Origin of the sequence: Micromonospora sp. NPDC007208, assembly GCF_042869175.1 — a bacterium.
GTDB lineage: Bacteria > Actinomycetota > Actinomycetes > Mycobacteriales > Micromonosporaceae > Micromonospora > Micromonospora foliorum.
Map to the genome: position 1 here is coordinate 119,565 of NZ_JBIAFG010000008.1, position 17,718 is coordinate 137,282.

Annotated in this window: 13 protein-coding genes and 1 tRNA gene; 5 read left to right on the forward strand and 9 right to left on the reverse strand. The window is 71.8% G+C overall.

Translation table 11 applies throughout. The features are described 5' to 3' along the window. Nucleotides 1-332 precede the first annotated feature (332 nt). The gene (locus ACFYL6_RS18160; RefSeq protein WP_387172423.1) at nt 333-1,616 is read left to right on the forward strand and encodes a VWA domain-containing protein; all 1,284 of its coding nucleotides are present in this window, start codon (nt 333-335) and stop codon (nt 1,614-1,616) included. Next, nucleotides 1,616-2,398: a peptidase gene (locus tag ACFYL6_RS18165; RefSeq protein ID WP_387172425.1), complete on the forward strand. Its 783-nt coding sequence runs from the start codon at nt 1,616-1,618 to the stop codon at nt 2,396-2,398. Before ACFYL6_RS18160 ends, ACFYL6_RS18165 begins: the two co-directional genes overlap by 1 nt. 44 nt (nt 2,399-2,442) lie before the next feature. Here the strand turns inward: ACFYL6_RS18165 and ACFYL6_RS18170 are convergent, their stop codons facing one another. Then, entirely contained in the window at nt 2,443-2,712 is a 270-nt protein-coding gene (locus ACFYL6_RS18170; RefSeq protein WP_387172427.1) for a hypothetical protein, read from the reverse strand. A gap of 198 nt (nt 2,713-2,910) precedes the next feature. Between ACFYL6_RS18170 and ACFYL6_RS18175 the strand changes: the two genes are divergently transcribed. Further along, nucleotides 2,911-3,567 (forward strand): 4'-phosphopantetheinyl transferase, encoded by a 657-nt coding sequence (locus tag ACFYL6_RS18175; RefSeq protein ID WP_387172429.1) that lies wholly within the window; start codon nt 2,911-2,913, stop codon nt 3,565-3,567. A 203-nt stretch (nt 3,568-3,770) separates the two neighbouring features. Next, nucleotides 3,771-4,541 carry a DUF4352 domain-containing protein gene (locus ACFYL6_RS18180; RefSeq protein ID WP_387172430.1) on the forward strand — a complete coding sequence of 257 codons (771 nt, stop codon included), beginning with the start codon at nt 3,771-3,773 and terminating at the stop codon, nt 4,539-4,541. A gap of 72 nt (nt 4,542-4,613) precedes the next feature. Here ACFYL6_RS18180 and ACFYL6_RS18185 read toward each other — a convergent pair whose 3' ends face one another. Then, complete coding sequence (locus ACFYL6_RS18185; protein WP_387172432.1) at nt 4,614-5,699, reverse strand: Gfo/Idh/MocA family protein; 1,086 nt, start codon at nt 5,697-5,699, stop codon at nt 4,614-4,616. Nucleotides 5,700-5,758: 59 nt separating this feature from the next. On the opposite strand from ACFYL6_RS18185, the gene ACFYL6_RS18190 reads away from it, so the two are divergent. After that, complete coding sequence (locus ACFYL6_RS18190) at nt 5,759-6,505, forward strand: hypothetical protein (protein WP_387172434.1); 747 nt, start codon at nt 5,759-5,761, stop codon at nt 6,503-6,505. Nucleotides 6,506-6,727: 222 nt separating this feature from the next. Here the strand turns inward: ACFYL6_RS18190 and ACFYL6_RS18195 are convergent, their stop codons facing one another. The 7 genes from ACFYL6_RS18195 to ACFYL6_RS18225 form a co-directional block, all read right to left on the reverse strand. Continuing rightward, entirely contained in the window at nt 6,728-9,964 is a 3,237-nt protein-coding gene (locus ACFYL6_RS18195) for an RHS repeat-associated core domain-containing protein (protein ID WP_387172436.1), read from the reverse strand. 947 nt (nt 9,965-10,911) lie between these two features. Further along, a tRNA-Ala gene (locus ACFYL6_RS18200) sits at nt 10,912-10,988 on the reverse strand. 252 nt (nt 10,989-11,240) lie between these two features. Continuing rightward, complete coding sequence (locus ACFYL6_RS18205; RefSeq protein ID WP_387172438.1) at nt 11,241-12,017, reverse strand: hypothetical protein; 777 nt, start codon at nt 12,015-12,017, stop codon at nt 11,241-11,243. 206 nt (nt 12,018-12,223) lie between these two features. Next, nucleotides 12,224-12,874, reverse strand: a complete 651-nt coding sequence (locus ACFYL6_RS18210; RefSeq protein ID WP_387172440.1) for a GNAT family N-acetyltransferase — start codon at nt 12,872-12,874, stop codon at nt 12,224-12,226. A gap of 114 nt (nt 12,875-12,988) precedes the next feature. Further along, nucleotides 12,989-14,302: a gephyrin-like molybdotransferase Glp gene (gene glp / locus ACFYL6_RS18215; RefSeq protein WP_030329151.1), complete on the reverse strand. Its 1,314-nt coding sequence runs from the start codon at nt 14,300-14,302 to the stop codon at nt 12,989-12,991. Then, nucleotides 14,299-15,261, reverse strand: coding sequence for a UTP--glucose-1-phosphate uridylyltransferase (locus ACFYL6_RS18220; RefSeq protein WP_387172443.1), 963 nt, complete (start codon nt 15,259-15,261; stop codon nt 14,299-14,301). The genes glp and ACFYL6_RS18220 overlap by 4 nt, the downstream gene beginning before the upstream one ends. A 9-nt stretch (nt 15,262-15,270) precedes the next feature. Further along, a complete protein-coding gene (locus tag ACFYL6_RS18225) occupies nt 15,271-17,649 on the reverse strand; it encodes a diguanylate cyclase (RefSeq protein ID WP_387172445.1) in 2,379 nt (792 codons plus the stop codon). Between the last annotated feature and the right edge of the window lie 69 nt (nt 17,650-17,718).

Here is a 17,718-nt window from a genome sequence, read left to right on the forward strand (position 1 = left end):
AGAGAAGGGCCCGCACGCCGAAGCGTGCGGGCCCTTCTTCACAAAGACGCGCGCCCCGATCGCCTGCCACGGGGGAAGCGGGCGATTGGGGCGCGCATGAAGAGCTTAACCACCGCGCACCACCGGCACAACGGGTCGACTTGGGTCAGATTTCCGACGGATGGTGGCCGGGCCGACACCTTCCCTCGCACAGTTGACCGAGGGTGACCCGCCGTGGACCCAGAGCGTGGGCGCGGCCGGCCCGAGGTGGCCGCTGACCCGGCCGGTGTCGTCAGCTCCGCGCGCCTCCACCCAAACGATCATCCAAAGTGGATCTCACTACACTGCCGGTCGTGATCAACTTCAGACGATCGACGGCGGTCCTTCTCGGGCTGCTGGCGACCACCGCACTGGCCGGGCCCTCCCCGGCGCAGGCCGACGAGGAGCCGGCGCCCGAGCCGCCCCGGGTCGAGCTGGTGCTCGACGTCAGCGGGTCGATGCGCGCCGCCGATATCGACGGACGCACCCGGATCTCGGTCGCCCAGCAGGCCTTCAACGAGGTGGTGGACGCGCTACCCGAGGAGACACAGCTCGGTATCCGGGTGCTGGGCGCGACCTACCGCGGCAAGGACAAGAAGGTCGGTTGCCAGGACACGCAGCAGATCGTGCCGGTCGGCCCGGTGGACCGGTCCGCCGCCAAGGCGGCCGTGGCGACACTCCGGCCGACCGGGTTCACCCCGGTCGGGCTGGCGCTGCGCTCCGCCGCACAGGACCTGGGCACCGGAGCCACCACCCGGCGGATCGTGCTGATCACCGATGGAGAGGACACCTGCGCTCCGCCGGACCCGTGCGAGGTGGCCCGGGAACTGGCCGCCCAGGGCACCAGCCTGGTCGTCGACACCCTCGGCCTGGCCCCCGACGAGAAGGTCCGCCGGCAACTGCTCTGCATCGCCAGCGCGACCGGCGGGACCTACACCGCCGCGCAGAGCGCCGAGGAGCTGACCGACCGGATCAAACAGCTCGTCGAGCGGGCCGCCGACACGCACACCCGGGCCCCGACCGTGGTGGGCGGCACGACCGCGTGCGACTCCGCGCCACTGCTCGCCCCCGGCGTCTACGCCGACCGGGAGGCGTTCTCCGAGCATCGCTACTACCGGGTGCCGATCCGCCCCGGGCAGGAGCTGCGGGCTTCGGTGAGCATGGCGTTGGACCGAGCCGTCAACCGGGACTACGGGGTGCTGCTGCGGGCCACCGCGGCCGACGGCCGGGAACTGGTCCGGGGCGCGGACGCCGGCAGCGGACGGACCGACGTGCTCTCCGCCGGGCTGCGCTGGTCGGCCACCGCCGACGACGAGGATGCCGCGGAGACCGAGGAGAGTTCCGCGCCGGTCGTCGAGCCCACCACCGTCTGCCTGGTCGTGAGCAACTCGTTCGCCCCGCGTCCCGGCACCGCGGCGACCCCGGGCATGCCGGTGGAGTTGACCATCGACGTGGTCGCCGCCGCGCCCGCACCGGACGGACCGGACCTCGGCCGCGGCTGGGTGCTGCTCGCCCTGCTCACCATCGCCGGGCTGATCACCGGTCTGCTCGCCGGCCTGCTCACCCGCTGGTGGGTCGCCACCTGGAGGGAGAACTGATGCGCACCGCACTGTTCCGGTCGATGGCGGCGCTGCTCGCCGCCGGCGGGGCCGCTCTAATGCCCGCTGCGGCCCTCGCCGCACCGACCCCCTCCCCCGGTGCCACGCCGGTGAACCGTGCCGGTACGTCGTTCCTCAGCGCCACCCCGATCACCGCCGGACAACCGGTACGGGTGGACGCCTCGATCGGCGACCACCTCTACTGGTCGTTCCCGGCGACGGCCGGCCAGGTGCACGAGATCACCGCCACCGTCACCTTCCCGAAGGGACGCAGCGGCGCCTCCACCTGGACGGTGGACGTCTTCGACGGGCTGCGCCGACGCCAGGCGTGCACGGCGGGGGCACAGACCCCGACCGTGGACGCGAAGGCGCCGAACGTGGTGCTGGGCTGCACGCTGCGCGAGGTACGGCCGTGGGCGGAGCCCTGGTCGGCCGATCCACTGCCCGGCACGTACGTCGTCCGGCTCTCCGTGATCGACCTGCCGGAGCCGGATCTGGGTGCGCCGATCGACGTGGACCTGCTGGTCGGCACCATCGCCGACCGGGGCGCCTCGGCCGACGACGGCGAGTTGGCCGCCCCGCTGGTGCCGAACACCAAGGCCGGCACGGTGCTCAACGCCGTACCCCCGGTGGACGCGGAGGCCGACGACGAGGGCGATCCGCTGGCGGACTGGTTGCCGGATCTCGGCTCGCGCTGGGTCTGGACCGGCATCGGCGGCGCGCTCGCCGCGGTGGCCGGCGTGTTCGGCTTCGCGGTGACCCGACGGCCGCGACGTCGCTGAACGCCCCGCTGGTGACCCCGCCCGGCGGTGGGGTCACCAGCGGGTCAGCTACGCCGGGAGCCGCGCGGCAACCAGCCGATGAACCGGTCCTGGAGCGACATCACCGGAGCGGCGCGCAGATCCTCCGCGGCTGCGGCGAGGCAGGAGCCCAGGTAGACGCTGAGCATGGCGCGATCACCCCCGTACTCCGCCAGTAGCCGGGTGCGCTTCGTCGCGCACGGCCACTCGTCACCGCAGGAGCCGCAGCTCCAGCACGGGGTCTTCGGGGCGTGCTCGTCAGCCCGCACCCCCGGCCGTTCCGCACCATCGGTCATCGCACGTCCTTCCAGATGTCCACGGGACTGGCGGCTGCCACGCCGGCCAGCATTGATGGTGGTCCCCCCGGAGCCATCAGGGAGAGCGCTGCGCGTCCCTCCGGTGTTACATCTTTGCGGTACCTTCGGCGGTCATGGGAGTCGGAAAGTTGACGGTTAACTCGATGCGTCATTCCTACCGACCAGTAGGTAACCGGAATGCGTGACCTGCTGCCATCGACGGTCGCTGTTGCCGTCGCCGGGCTCGAGGACTGGACGGGCGAGTTGCTCCCCGCTGAGCAGGCATGTCTCGGCGAGCGAGCGGCGCAGACCCGTCGGCGGGACTTTGCCGCGGGAAGGATTTGCGCCCGCAGGGCCTTGCGTGACCTCGGCCTACCGCCGACCGCCGTGCCGGCCGCCGCCGACCGCGCGCCGGTCTGGCCGGCCGGGGTGGTCGGCAGCATCACCCACACCGCCGGCTACTGCGCCGCCGCGGCGGCGCACACCACCGACATCCGGTCCGTCGGAATGGATGCCGAGCAGCACCGCGAGGTCAATCCGGGAGTACGCGGACTCGTGCTGCTGCCCGAGGAGGAGGCCGCCTGCGCGCGGTTACCCGGCGACGTCCACTGGCCGGTGGTGTTGTTCAGTGCGAAGGAGACCGTCTACAAGGTGTGGTACCCGGTCGTCCGTGGGTGGTTGGACTTCCATGACGCTCGACTCGACCTCGATCCGGATGCCGGCACCTTCACCGCTCGGATCGCGCCGGCCCGGGTGGACGCGGCGGGGGTCGACGACCCGCCGGCATCGATCACCGGCCGCTTCGTGATCGCCGACGGGCTGGTCCGGACCGCCGCCGTGCTTCCGCTGCGCTGACCTCGGCCGGTTACTCATAGCGATGAATGGAATACCGGTCCATATTGGCGTTCGGTGACCAACCGAACACCGTCCACGCTGGCCAGTGGGGCGACGCATTGCCTTCGATGGGACTCCCTCCAACGTGGCGACTGGGCGCTCCGCCACCCACGGTAACGTCGAAGGGTTCCCGCACCGCACGTACCGAAGCGTCAAGGAGTACGGTGACCCACCCCCAGCCCTCCGTCAGGCCGCAGGACCCCCACCAGCCGAACCCGCAGTCGCCGAGGCGTCCGTTCGCGGCGACACCGCAGCCGCCGTTCTCGGGGGCCGCGTACCCGGCTGCTGGCGGGTACCGGGACGCTGGCGGCGGATACCGGGCACCCGGTGGCCCGGGCTACCCGATCATCGCACCACCACCGGTGCAGACGGACCGCGCCAAGAAGTCCGTCGTGCTCGTCGCGGTCTCGGCGGCCGTCCTCACCCTGCTCACCTGCGCCGGTGGCATCGTGGCGGTCGTCATCGGCACCAACCGCACCTCGACCACGGTGAGCGAGGCGCGGGCCACCCCGTCGACGCCACCGCCGGTGAACGACGACACCCGTGACCTGTCGCCCGGCGACACCCTGGTCGTCAACGGCGACGCCGGCACCGTCGAGATCACCGTGACGAAGTTCAGCAGCGCCACCAAACCCTGCAAGTCCCACGGACTGAAGCCCGGCGAGGGCGTGTACGTGATCGCCGACGTGACGGTGGCCGTCACCAAGGGCACCGCGTCGACGAACCCGCTCTACTTCCAGTGGGTCGCCGCCGACGGCACCAAGACCACCGCGATCGGTGGCGCCTTCTCCGGCTGCGGCAAACCGATGCCGGCCATTGACGACCTCACCGCCGGCACCAGACGCACCGGCAGCGTGGTGTTCGACGTGCACGACACCTCAGGCGCGTTGGAGTACCAGGACCAGTTCCAGACCGCCGGTTCCTGGAAGCCGTGACCGTCCGGCCGGGGGCTGGTCCAACCGGGCCAGCCCCCGCGTCCGGCGTCGTCAGTAGGTGTGGCGGGCGGGCTACCGCCCCCACGCCTCGGTGGCGGTGACGACCGGCCGACCGGTGCGTACCGACTCTTCGATGGCGAGGCTGATCAGGTGGTCCTGGCAGGCCTCGGCGAGCGGGTACGGAGCCGGGCCCTCCTCCCGCGCCCACGCCCCGGCGCGGGCGACGATGTCGGCGACCGCGATGTCGTCGTCGGACATCCCACTGCCGACGAACGGATTGCGATAGACCACGTCGCCGTCGAAGCTGATGTGCTTCAGGTCGAGCCCCTCCAGGTTGAGGTCGAGACCCGTCTGGCGTCGCACCAGGGATGACTCCACCGGCGTGGTCGGGTCGACCAGGCGGACCACCCGGTCGTCCACCAGCTCACCGCGCGAACCCCGCACCACCAACCGGCGGGTACGCAGCGGGTTCCACCACTGGTTGTCGGTGAAGTCGTACAACCCCATCCGCCCGCCGAAGTCGATGGTCGCGAGGGTGGTGGTGAGCTGCTGCGGGGTGTCGTCGCCGCTCCAGCCGGCCGGCGAGAGCGGATTGGCCAGCGGCGCGACGAAGGCACGCCCGCTGACCTCGGCACTCTCGTGACCCACGCCGAGCAGGCCACGAATCAGCGACACCGCGTGGTACAGGTGGGTGGAGGAGATCTGGACCGAGGTCGGCTCGCCGAGCACCCCGGCGCGGACCAGCTCCAGCCGGGCCGCGTGCCCGGGCATCAGCAGGTACTGCTCGGCGACCTGCACCAGACCGCTGCCTCCGACGTCGGCCCAGAGTGAGCGCAGACCCGCCAGGTCGGGGGCGGGCGGTGTCTCGGCGAGCACCGGTACGCCGGCCGCCACCAACTCCCGGGTCGCCTCGGGCGTCACCGGCCACGGCACCGACACGATGACGAAGTCCGGCCGCTCGTGGGTGAGCAACTCCGCCGTCGTGCGGAAGGTCGGCACGCCCCAGTCGGCCGTCACGGCGGTTCCCCGCGATTCGGTACGCGTCACCACCCCGGTCACCCGGAACCGTTCGGGGAGCAGCCGGGCCAGGCGAAGGAAGAACTCACCTCGCCAACCGCTGCCGACGATGCCGAACCGGGTCTGGGCCACCGAAGTCATCTGGGCTCCTCACGTAGAGGTCCGGATGCTAACCGGTCTCCTTCGCTACGGTTGCGCTGGTGACCACCGACCCATTCCGCGCGGCATCCGTCTCGGCGACCGTCGAGGTGACCGGGCCGCGACCGTCCCTGGACTACTACCTGGTCCTCGCCCAGCATGGTGACCGTGACCCGACCGCCGATCCTGACGGGATCGTCGTCGAGGAGTTCACCCGCCACCACGATCACTCCACGACGGGCCTGGACAGCGCGGGCTGGACGCCGGCTTCCGGCTGGTGGAGTTCGGCGGCGCTGAGCCGCGGCATACGTACCGACCCCGACGCGCTCGCACGGGTGGTGCCCACCTGGCGGCGTGAGGCCGAGAGCGTCTACCGCACGCTCGGTGGCGGGCACCTGCCCGACGAGACGACGCTTCGGACGTACTTCCGCGACCACCAACCGATCGCGAGTGCCCCGCCGCTGCGGCTCGGCCCCGCACAGCCACCAGCCGGCTTCCACGAGCGGCGCGTGTACCGCGTCCTCTTTGCCAAGGATCTTCGGGTCGATCAGGTGACGAGTCTCCGGGCGGCCTGGCAGACGCCGGCCGAGGGCAGCGGCGCATCGGTCGCGAGCGGTCATCTCGACCGGGATGGCGACCGGTTCACCTGGGACCTGCGACGGGTCGGCCACACCCTCGCCTGGTGTCTCGACGTGACCGTCCTGCTGAGGACCGCCACCGCCCGGGCGGTGGGTCCGACCCTGTCCGACCTGACGAACGTGCTGCGACGGCACGGTCTGATACCGGTGACGACCGAACGCTTCTCCTAGCTAGCTGTTCCGAAGCACGAAGAAGGCTGTCAGGTCTTCACGTCGAGGAAGGCGACCCTCGCGCGACCCACCCACCCCGGTCGATCATGGAGTTGTGGTGCCGACTTGATGCCATGGCGGCCGTTTTGTTACCCACCACAACTCCTTGATCGACGAGGCGAGGCAGAGGGGGCGGTGGACATCCACCGCCCCCTCGTCCTCAGCCCCAGTCCGGTGAGGTGCTCATGATTTGCAGGTGGCGACTGCCGCCGCACTGGCCGACAGCGCACCTATGCCCGCTGCGGCGATGCCCAGGGAGGCCCCGAGCGTCACCGGTGCGGCGGCAGCTGCTCCGGCAACTAATGCGGCTGTGCCCAGCGCTCCAGCCACAGACGCACCCAGGGCTGCCGCGCAGGCGAGGCTGGGTGCGAGGCCGGTCGGGTCGACGTAGTTCACCGGGTTGCCGGCGGCGTACGCGTACCGGTTGCCGCTGGCCGGGTCCGCGAGGAAGCTCAGGCTGTCCTGTTGGGTGAAGCGGCCGGTGTTCGGGTCGTACCAGCGGCGACCGAACTTGGTCAGGTCGTCGTGGCGGGTGCCGCTGGCGAACCCGATCGCGTTGTCGATGATCTCGTTGTTGCTGCCGACAGTCCTGATCACCTTGCCGTACGGGTCGTAGGTGTAGGAGCCGGCCAGCGAGCCGTCGTACTTGATCAAGGCGACCACCGAGCCCAGCCCGTCGAACACGTAGAAGTAGTGGTGGAAGGTGCTACCGGTCTTGCCCCGGAAGCCGAGAGGCGTGCCGAGCTGGTCGCGCTCGACGTAGTGCCGGCCGTAGGTGCCCGGCACGGTGTAGCTCTGCACCACGCTCTGACCGTTCTGGTCGTTGCGGCCGAAGAAGTACTCGTACTCGAACCGGGGCGTGCCCTTCCAGCCCAGTTCGATCTGGTCCGGCCCGTTGTACGCCCAACCCAGCTCCGCGCCCCCGGCGGTGAAGCCGCGCATCAGCTGCCCGGCGGAGTTGTACTCGAAGTCGCGCAGCGCGGAACCACCGAGCTGGTTGCCGGCCCCGTCGTGGGAGTAGCCCGAGCTGGTGATCTGGTTCCCGGCGTTGTACGTCAGCGTCTGCGTGGTGGCCCCGTTCACCTTCTCCGAGGTGCGGTTGCCGTTGCTGTCGTACGCGTAGTCGTAGGTCCTGCCGTCGATGTCGGTGGCCTTGGTAAGCCGGTTGCCCCGGTCGTAGGTGTACAGGCTGACCGCGCCGCCGCGGTGGTGGTCGGTCTGCCACTGCCGCAGGCCGGTGTCGTCGGCCTTGGCCGTGGAGCAGGCGGCGGTGCCGACCCGCTTGGCGTAGCAGTACGACACGTCGAAGACGGTGCTGGCCGTGCCGCCCTGCCACCGCTTGCTGGTGGTCCGGCCGATCCGGCCGGACTGGTCGAGCGTGTTGACCGTCTCGGCCACGGTCACCGAGGACACGGCGAGCTTCGTGGAGGTGCGTCGGCCCTCGTCGTCGTAGCCGAAGGTGTAGGTGCCGTTCGCCGCCACCAGCTTGGTGAGCAGGTTGCGGGCGTTGTAGGTGTAGTAGGAGCTGCCCCGCTCGTCCTGCTGCTCGATGAGGTTGCCGACCGGGTCGTAGACGTACCACAGGCCACCGACGCTGCCGGTGCGCCGCCCGGTCAGCCGGTTCAGCCGGTCATAGAAGAAGTTCTGGTACGCGTTGCCGTCGATGCGGGCGTAGACGTTGCCGCCGCCGTCGTACTCGTAGGCGACATCCGGGATGTCGGGGTAGTTGATCCGGGTGACGCGGTCGTCCAGGTCGTACTCGTGCTGCACGGTCCGCCCGGCGCCGTCGGTCGTCGTACGTACCCGGCCGAACTCGTCGTAGCTGTACCGACGAACCCCGAGCGTCGTCCCCGTCGGTGGGGTGATCGAGGTCAGCTGCTTGTTGGCGTCGTACTGGTAGGTGGTCTTGTTCGCGCCGTTGCCCGGGTCGATCGACGAGGCGATCGTTCCGTCGGTGTTGTACTCCACCTTGGCCTCGGCGGCCAGGGCGTCCGTCGCCGACAACCGGTTACCCGCCCCGTTGTACGTGTACAGGCTGGTGTTCCCCTGGGTGTCCGAGTGGGACGAGGGCTGGAAGTTCGCCGTCGGGTTGGCGGGCGTCGCCACGTTCGCGTAGTCGAGGGAGGACTTCGCGCCGGTCGGCGTGACGACCAGGGTCGGCGACTGCCCACCGTTCGCCTCGTACGAGATGGTGGTGAAGCCGCCGGTGCCACTCTGCGTCGACGCCACGTCCAGGTTCGGCGTGTAGGAGATACTGCGGGCCTTGCCGTCCGGGTCGACCAGGCCGGTCACCCGTCTGTCGGCGTTGACCGTGTACGTGCTGCGCGGCACCGAGGTGACCGGCTGCGACTGGTTGGTGTTGGCGTCGGCGATGAGCGTCTGGGTCGCCGACGGGTACGCCCACCGGGTGGTCGCGCCCACCGACGGGTTCTCCGGCTTGAAGGCCCGGGTCAGCGAGGTCACCCGGTGTGCCGCGTCGTAGGTGATCGTGGTGGCGTTGCCCAGCGCGGACCCCTGGATACCGCCCGAGATCCTGGTGACCCGGCGGGACGAGTCGTACTCGAACCGGGTGTCCGTTCCGGTGGCTGAGCGGATCTGTGTCAGGTTGCCGCTGCCGTCGTAGCTGTACCTGACGCCGCGGTACTGCCCGCCCGCGCCGGTCTGCTCGACCGTCGACACGTAGCCGTTCGAGCCGTAGAGCACCTTCGCGGTACGAACGGCCGTGGCACCCCGGTCGGACGTCACAGTGGTCAACCGGCCGCCGGCGTCGTAGCTGTAGTCGGTCACGCTGTCGTTGCGGTCCTGACTGCGGTCCAACAGTCCGGCGGACGTGAAGAAGAGCTTCCGCCCGCTGTCGTGCTCGACCAGCTTCCACCCGGAGCCGTCGGCGGAGAGCGTCGCCTTGAACTCCTTCGCGGCGGTGTAACCCGATCCGCTCGGGGTGAACCGCCCGATGACGCCGTCGGCCGCGACGTACGTGACGGAGCCGTCGTCCGCCCTGATCAACCTGACGTCCACCCCGGCCCGGGTACGCCAGCTGTGACCGAAGGAGCCGGCCGGCACCTCACTTCCGGTGAGGAGGCTGTTGTACGCGGCACCCAGCACCACGTTGTCCGCGATGCCCGGCAGGACCAGATCGGTGCTGCGGATGAGCAGGTTGCCCGAGCCGGTGTTCACCTGGGCGGTCAACCGGTCGGTCAACTGGAAGGTGCTGAACAAGCCGTTGCGCACCGGCCCGGTGCCGATCGGGACCGAGATCGGCCCGTCGAGTTGGCTGACCGGGGCGTTCGACGGCCCGAGCGCGCGCTGCTCCGGCGAGCCGGGCGACGCGGGCTGGGACGGCGGGGCCGAGGCGGGTTTCACAGCCGCCTGCGGTGGCGCGGCGTGCGCTGGCACGACCACCACGCCGGACGTCGACACCAGTAGGACACCCAGCGCGACTCCGGTGGCACGCCGTCGGCCACCCGCCCTTGGTAGGAACCTGAGCATTCAACTCCCCCTTGACGATCCTCGAGACAGGAAGGGCTTCACAGACGCGCTCGTACGCGGCGCGTCCGCTTCCGCTGCGGTGGTCGCCTCTGGTCAAGGACCCGCGCATGCCGTCGGCCGAACTCCCGACCGTCCGGTCAGGACTGCGACGACCCGCCGCGAGATCGAGTAGAGCATCGATGATCGCCGCTTCCGGCAGGAAAGCTGTTCGGGACGGTTCGGGCCAGTACGGGCCCGTTCGGGACACGCCGCACCTGCCGCTGCAAAGATCGAAGAAGGCCGCCTCCCATCACGGGAGACGGCCTTTTACCGGGGATGGAGACCCCTCAAGGCTGGTCGGTTGTCGTGCGTCGCCGCCGAGCAACCCCTCGCTGTGCACGATAATTTCTAAGGTTTACCCAGATGAGCACGCCGAGGCCGACGATGGTCAGCGGTCCGAACCAACCGCCGCGACCGGCGATGATGCCGCAACCCCACGAGCGATCGCGCCTATGGTGTCTTCCACCGCCTCAGCGTAAGTGGCCGCTGGAAGCCCGTCGATTGGCCGCCGAACGCATGCCAGCACCGGCGATACCAGCGCCACCGGCCATTGCCAGTAGGCCCACGAAAAAGAGCACCAACGTCGCTCCGCTCCAGATCGCGTACTGCATGAGCATGGCGCCACCGGCCCACATCACGGCACCGCAGGCGAACTGCCATCTGCTTGCCTGGATCAGTGACCTCATCTGCTACCTCGCCAGGTCGGTCATGAGCGGCGCGCCCCGCGACGCGAGCGTCAAACGAAAACGGGGCCCGAAGGCCCCGGATCCTTGCTGACTTGTGCCGGGTCTGTGCCCGCCGATCTTGCCGGCGGGATCTTCCCGGATCGTACGTGTTGCTGGTGGAGCTGAGGGGATTTGAACCCCTGACCCCCTCGATGCGAACGAGGTGCGCTACCAGTCTGCGCCACAGCCCCCCGCCGGCGAACCGGCTTCGGTCCCACCCGGCTTACACCGGGCGGGCCGGCAGCAAGGCTAACAGGTCGCCGGCCCTCACCGCGAATCCGCCCCCTGCCCGGCGCTGCGGCCCACCCGAAGATCGACTCGGGTTCCCGGAAACCGGGGCATCCCGGACGCCGCGACCCCCCGACTTCCAGGAACCCGAGTCGATCAAGCCAGCCGGGCGCGGCCGACGCCGAGACCACGGGCGCGGCCGAGGCCAGGGCGCGTCAGGCGCCTCGGCCGGCCTCGTAGGGGCGACCGCGGAGGCCGCCCGACCGCCGGTACGAGACGGATCCGCCGTTGACCGCCGCCGGCAGGTCTCCCGGTCGGTCCAGGCCCATGGCGGCTCGGCGTACCCCCTCGCGCTGGGCGGCCAGGCGGCGCTGCGCCTCCCGTCGGGCCGCGGCCCGACGGGCCTGCTCCCGGCGCACCTCGGCCTGCCGCGCGGCCAGCCAGGCGGCCTCCCGGGCTCGGGCGAGCCGGCGGCGCCGCCCGGCGAGGGCCCGACCCCGCAGGTGGACGACGTACAGGGCCAGCAGCAGGAAGGTGACCCCGAAGCCGACCCAGAAGCCGGGGCTGACGAACAGCACGCCGATCAGCTCCACGACGTTGAGGAGCAGCAGAGCGGCGAGCACCCGGCGACGCCGGTACACGGCGGGGGTGTGCTGCCGGCGCGGCGGGGGGCGGCGACGGGACCGCTTGGGTGCGGCGGGCACGGCGCGCAGCCGACCGGAGCGGCGGACGGCGGGGGGCGCGGAAACCGGCGGGCTCAACACACCGGTAGTCGCATCTTCGCTGAGGGTGACGACAAGTGAGCGCGGAGGGTGGACGGGTCGCCGTCCCGGCACAGTACGGCGCCGTCGGCGGCGCTGGAGCACCCGCGCCGTCGACTGCGCCCGCTCCGCCACCAGCCGCTCGGTGGCGTCGTACCGGCGAACCAACGCCGGGGCCAGGGCGAGCAGGCCGGCGGCGGCGAGGACGGCGAGGAGCACCGAGGTCGGCACCCTCACCCCTCCCGTCACCGAATTCGAAGCAACCGCCATCCGACCGCAGGATCTTCCACCGATCGCGCCTGAGTGCGTGGATCGTCCGGCCGGGGAGCGCTTGCCGCAGCTTGCAGTTACTTGAGGTTACGGCGCGCCGACCGGGATGCCACCGCGCCGCGCCGATCCCGTCCGTGGGACGACGGGGAGGAGGTCCGGAAATCCTCCTACCGCGCGTTGGCCCGAACCCGGTGCCAGCGGGCCAGCAGGCCGCCCTCGGCGGCGATCTCCTCACTCGTCATCGCGTACCCGATGTGGTCGCGCCACGCGCCGTCGATGTGCATGTAGCGCACGTGGTACGACTCCTCGCGGAAGCCCAACTTTTCCACCACCCGCCGGGACGGCCGGTTCTCCGGGCGGATGTTCACCTCCACCCGGTGCAGCCCACCCGGACCGAACGCGTGGTCAACGGCGAGCGCGAGCGCCGTCGGGATCACACCCCGGCCGGCGACCCGCGCGTCCACCCAGTAGCCGACGTAGCCGGAGCAGAGCGCCCGCCGCACGATGCTGCCGATGTTTATGTGCCCGACCAGCCGGTCCCGATCGGCCTCACGCAGGCAGACCGCGAACGGCATGCCCTCACCCTCGCGGGCCGAGCGGCGCTGGTCACGGTGCACCCAACGGAACGCGGCCGGCGAGTTCATCTCGTCCCAGCCGCCGGGCAGCGACGACTCCCAGGGCGCCAACCAGGCCCGGTTGGCGCGCCGCACCTCCGACCACGCCGCCGCGTCGGAACGCCGGTAGGGCCGCAGCAGCACCGGGCCGTCGGCCAGCTCCACCGGCCAGCCCGGTGCCCGCGCGGGTCCGAAGAGACTCACCCGCACAGTCTCCCGCGCGGGACCGTGTCGCGCGCAAGTGGCCCCGCCGCGTTCACCGCAGCAGACCTTCGACGACCATCCGACGCGGGCCGCGAGCGGACCGGCCGGGACAGGTCACCGGCGGCGGTCCAGCAACAGGACGTCCACGGTGGAGCCGGCCGCGGCAGTGGTGACCCGCTCGCCGAGCACCAGCAGCCCGTTGGCCTCGGCCAGCCCGGAGAGGGTGAACGGTCCGCCGCTGAGCGGCTGGACCGTGTACCCGCCGCCACGTCGCTCGGCGACGTGCGCCGGCCGGAACTCGCGCAGCCCCGCTGGCGACGACACGGTCTCCAGCAGGTGTGCCCGCACACTGGGTCGGAACACCGGCTCGGCGCCGGCGAGCAGTTGGATGGCGGGGCGGGCCAGCACCTCGAAGCCGATCAACGCGGCGCCCGGGTCGCCGGGCAGGCAGACCACCGGCACCTCCTCGGCGCCGACCGTGCCGAACCCGAGCGCGGTGCCGGGATAGAGCGCCACGTCGGTGAAGGTGACCGGCCCGGCGCGCCCGCCCTCGCGGCGGGAGAGGATCCGGCGCACCATGTCGCCGGGGCCGGTGCCGGTGCCACCGGTAGTGATGATCAGGTCGGCGCGCAGCGTCTGGTCCTCCAGCAGCCCGCGCAGCCCTTCCGGGTCGTCGTCACAGATTCCCACCCGGTACGCCAACGCGCCCACCTCGGCCGCCGCGGCGGTCAGCGCGTGCGAGTTCGCGTCCACCACCTGGCCGGGCTGGCTGCCCCGGCCCACGTCGACGAGTTCGTCGCCGGTGGCCACGATGACCACCCGTGGACTGGGCCGGACCACCACGTGCCCGATGCCGGTAGCCGCGAAGACGGCGACCAGGGCCGGGGACACGTAGGTGCCGGCCCGAGCGAGCAGGGTGCCGGCGGGCAGTTCCTCACCAGCGCGGCGTACCCCGTACCCCCGTTTCGGGGTGCGGAAGATCTCCACCGCGGCCATGCCCTGGTCGGTCCACTCCACCGGGACCACGACATCCGCGGCGACCGGCAGTGGCGCCCCGGCGGCCACCGAGAAGCACGAGCCGGGGGTGAGCCGGACCGGCCGCCAGCTCGCGGCGCCGAGATCGCCGACCACGTTGAGCCGGATGGTGCGGCCACCGGGTGTGCCGGAGGGGGCCGGGACGTAGCTCGGCCCCCGGCCCCCTCCGGAAATGTCCTCCCAGCGCGCGGCGTAGCCGTCCACGGCCGCCTGGTCGAAGGCCGGGAAGGCGTGCGGCGCGACGACGTCCTCGGCGAGGACGTTGCCGTGCGCCTGGGTGAGGTCGAGGTCGAGTGGCGGCAGCGCGCGCAACCTGCGCAGCACGCTGCCCAGGTAGTCGGCGAGCGGCGTCAACTCGTTCGCGGCCGCCTCGGCGTCGGCCGTCGCGGTCATGTACCAGATCCGCCTGCCGCGTCGGCCTTGACGAAGTCGGCCAGCCAGGACCGGAACTCGGCGCCCAGGTCGTCGCGCTCGGCGGCGATCTGCACCACCGTCTGGAGGTACCCCAGAGGCATGCCGGTGTCGTAGCGGGTGCCCCGGTAGACGATGGCGTGCACCGGGGTGCCCTCGGTACGCAGCAGCTCCATCGCGTCGGTCAGCTGGATCTCGCCGCCGCTGCCCGGCTTGGTCCGCCGGATCGCGTCGAAGATCTTGCCCGGCAACACGTATCGGCCGAGCACCGCGAGGTTGCTCGGGGCGTCCTCCGGCTGCGGCTTCTCCACCATCCCGGTCACCTTGACGACCTCGCCGATGTCGGTCAGCTCCGACTCGGCCGGCTCGACGGAGGCGATCCCGTACCGCTTGGTGTCGGCCGGGTCGACCTCGAAGAACGCGAGCACCACACCGCCGGTGCGGGCCTGCAACTCCAGCATCGCCGGCAGCAGCGGCTCCGACGGCTTGACGAACTCGTCGCCGAGCAGCACCGCGAAGGGCTGGTCGCCGACGTGCGACTCGGCGTACCCGACGGCGTGGCCGAGCCCGAGCTGCTCGGGCTGCCGCACCGTGTAGATCTCGGCCAGCTCGCTGGGCCGACGCACGGCGGCCAACCGCTCGGAGTCGCCCTTCTCCTCCAACCTGGTCTCCAGGTCCGGACGACGGTCGAAGTGGTCCACCATCGACGTCTTACCCCGACCGGTGATCAGCAACACGTCACCGATGCCGGCCTGTGTGGCCTCCTCGACGATGTACTGCAACACCGGCCGATCCACCACCGGCAGCAGTTCCTTGGGCACCGCCTTGGTGGCCGGCAGGAACCGGGTGGCCAGTCCGGCGGCCGGGATGACGGCCTTGACCGCCAGGGGACGGCCGGTTGCGGCGGCCGCCGATGAGGGGTTCGCTGAGTGCTCCGACATGCCGCGAGACTATCGGCCACGGCTCTGCCGCGGCGGGTGTGGCCCAGAAGACGCGCCGCCACCCGGCCCCGGCCGGGCCACGTCCGGGCCGGCGCGCGCCGCGCCCGGCGCGCTTTCCGGTGTGTCGTCGGCCGAATCCGGTCGGGCGTGCGCCGGGCCCGCCAGCGATGATTCCGGTACGCCCATCGCCGGGTCGGACCGGGCGGGCCCGCCCGGCTCCCGGATGGCCTGCACCGGCTGGCCGGCGCGCGGCAGCCCGTCGGGTGGGCTCACCGCACACGCGAGCACCGGAATCTCCCGGGTCGGCAGATCCGATCGCACCTCCGCGACCCGGTACGTGTCGCGACCCGCCGCCTTCGCCGCGTAGAGCGCGTCGTCGGCGGCCTCCAGCACCTCCCGCCCGGTGCTGCCGTGGTCCGGGAAGACGGCGATGCCCACCGACACGGTCACCAGGACCGGCCCGGCGTACGCCTCGACGGCGATCGGCGTGTCGCGGACCGCCGCGCCGAGCCGTTCGGCCACGATCGCCGCGCCCCGGGCGTCGGTCTCCGGCAGCAGCAACACGAACTCCTCACCGCCCTGACGGAAGGCCAGGTCGACCTCACGAATCTCCCCGCGCACCCGCCGGGCGAACTCGGCAAGCACGGTGTCCCCCGCGGCGTGCCCGTAGGTGTCGTTGACGTCCTTGAACCGGTCCAGGTCCAACGCGAGGACGCTGAGCATCCGCCCGAAGCGGCTGGCCCGTTCCACCTCCCGCCGGATCGACTCGCGCAGGTAGCGGTAGTTCCACAGCCCGGTGAGCGGGTCGGTGAGGGAGAGCCGCTGCGCCTCCTCGTGCACCCGGACGTTGTCCACCGCCACGGCCGCGTGGCCGGCGAAGGTGCGCAGGGTGGCCAGGTCGTCGTCGTCGAACTCGTCGGCGCCCAGCCGGTCGTAGAGGGCAAGCACGCCGACCGCGGCCGCCGAAGCCGCCTCGTCGGCCGACCCCGACGGTCCGCCGAGGGTGGTCGTGGCGCCGCCTCCCGGGGCGGCGAACGGAACCGCGACATACGTGCGGCAGCGCGGTTCACCGGTGGGTGCCTCGGTCGGCTCCGCCCTCCCCCGCTGCGGTTCTCCGGTGGCGGCGACCTCGCCGACCACGCCGACGCCGACCGGCACCCGGAGCGGCTGCGAGCCGTCCGCCTCATCAGCCGGCCAGTGCCCGTCCAACCCCTCGGTGCACTGCGCGACGAGCACCCCGCCGGTCTCCACCAGCAGCACGGCCCCGGCACGCGCGCCGGTGGCCCCGATGGCACTACGCAGGATCACCCGCAGGATGCGTTGCAGGTCGTGCGTGCTGGCCAGGGTGTCGCCGAGCACCGCGAGGTGCCCGCGCAGTTGGTCCCGGTTGCTGGTCAGCGCCGCGACGTAGGAGCCGGTCTCCCTGGTCATCCGGTTGAACGCGGCGGCCAACCGCCCCAACTCGTCGCGACTGCGTACCGGCACCCGGGCGGTCAGGTCGCCCTGGGCCACCCGGTCGACCGCACCGACCAGCTCCGCCAGCGGTCGGGTGGTCACCCGGGCCAGCCGCCAGGCGGTCAGCACGGCCAGCAGCCCGGCCAGCACGACCACGCCGACCAGCGTGGCGTGCAGCCCCGGTGGCCGTTCGCTGGGCACGGAGAGCACCAGTGGCAGCGGCTGCGCGTCGGAGGGCCCGAGCCGCCGCACGTACCGGCCCTCGTTGGTCTCTGTGACCTGTTCGCCCCGGACGGCGACGGCGGCGGCCAGCACGTCGTCGCGTACGTCACGGGTCTCGGTCGTGTGGGTCACCCGCGCGGCGCGCGCCCCACTGTCGAGCAGGGTGACCGCCACCCCGGTCACCGCCGCCAGTCGGGCCACGAAGGCCGGGTCGACCAGTTGCGCGGCGGTCACCGTGCCCAGCCGGGTGCCGGCGCGGTCGCGCAGGTCGACCTGGGCGGCCAGCGCGCGGACCGGGCTGGACGAGGCCCCGTTGGAGCCCCCGGTCGTTCCCCCGTTCGAGCCATCGGTCGAGTCGCCGGTCGAGCCGGCGCAGGCCTGCCAGGGGGTCGACGGCGCGCCGGGCGAAACGTAGGTGACCTGGCCGGCCACGTCGGTGATCAGCACCGCGGCGGCCAGACCCCGGCCGACCAGTTGCGCGGCGGCGACGGCCGGATCGGCGGTGAGCGCCACCGCGTCGGCGGTGGCGCGTAGCTGCTGGCAGAGCGCGTCGACCGAGGTACGCACGCTGGACGCCGCCACGGCCAGGCGCTCGGTGGAGCGGCTGCGGTCGACCGCCGCGACGGTGGAGGCGACGAAGAGCGCGCCGAGCAGGACCGGCCCGAGCACCACCACGAGGAAGGCTGCCGTCAACCGCCCGCGTAGCGTCACTCGGTCCCCCCGGAAGTTCCGCCTCCGTTGCTTGCGATGCTGACACAGAGCAACCGTGGGAGAGGCGTT

Coding starts and splice junctions, on each gene's coding strand:
- ACFYL6_RS18165 (WP_387172425.1), top strand. CDS start 1,616: ATGCGCACCGCACTGTTCCGGTCGATGGCGGCGCTGCTCGCCGCCGGC.
- ACFYL6_RS18170 (WP_387172427.1), bottom strand. CDS start 2,712: ATGACCGATGGTGCGGAACGGCCGGGGGTGCGGGCTGACGAGCACGCC.
- ACFYL6_RS18175 (WP_387172429.1), top strand. CDS start 2,911: ATGCGTGACCTGCTGCCATCGACGGTCGCTGTTGCCGTCGCCGGGCTC.
- ACFYL6_RS18185 (WP_387172432.1), bottom strand. CDS start 5,699: ATGACTTCGGTGGCCCAGACCCGGTTCGGCATCGTCGGCAGCGGTTGG.
- glp (WP_030329151.1), bottom strand. CDS start 14,302: ATGACCGCGACGGCCGACGCCGAGGCGGCCGCGAACGAGTTGACGCCG.
- ACFYL6_RS18220 (WP_387172443.1), bottom strand. CDS start 15,261: ATGTCGGAGCACTCAGCGAACCCCTCATCGGCGGCCGCCGCAACCGGC.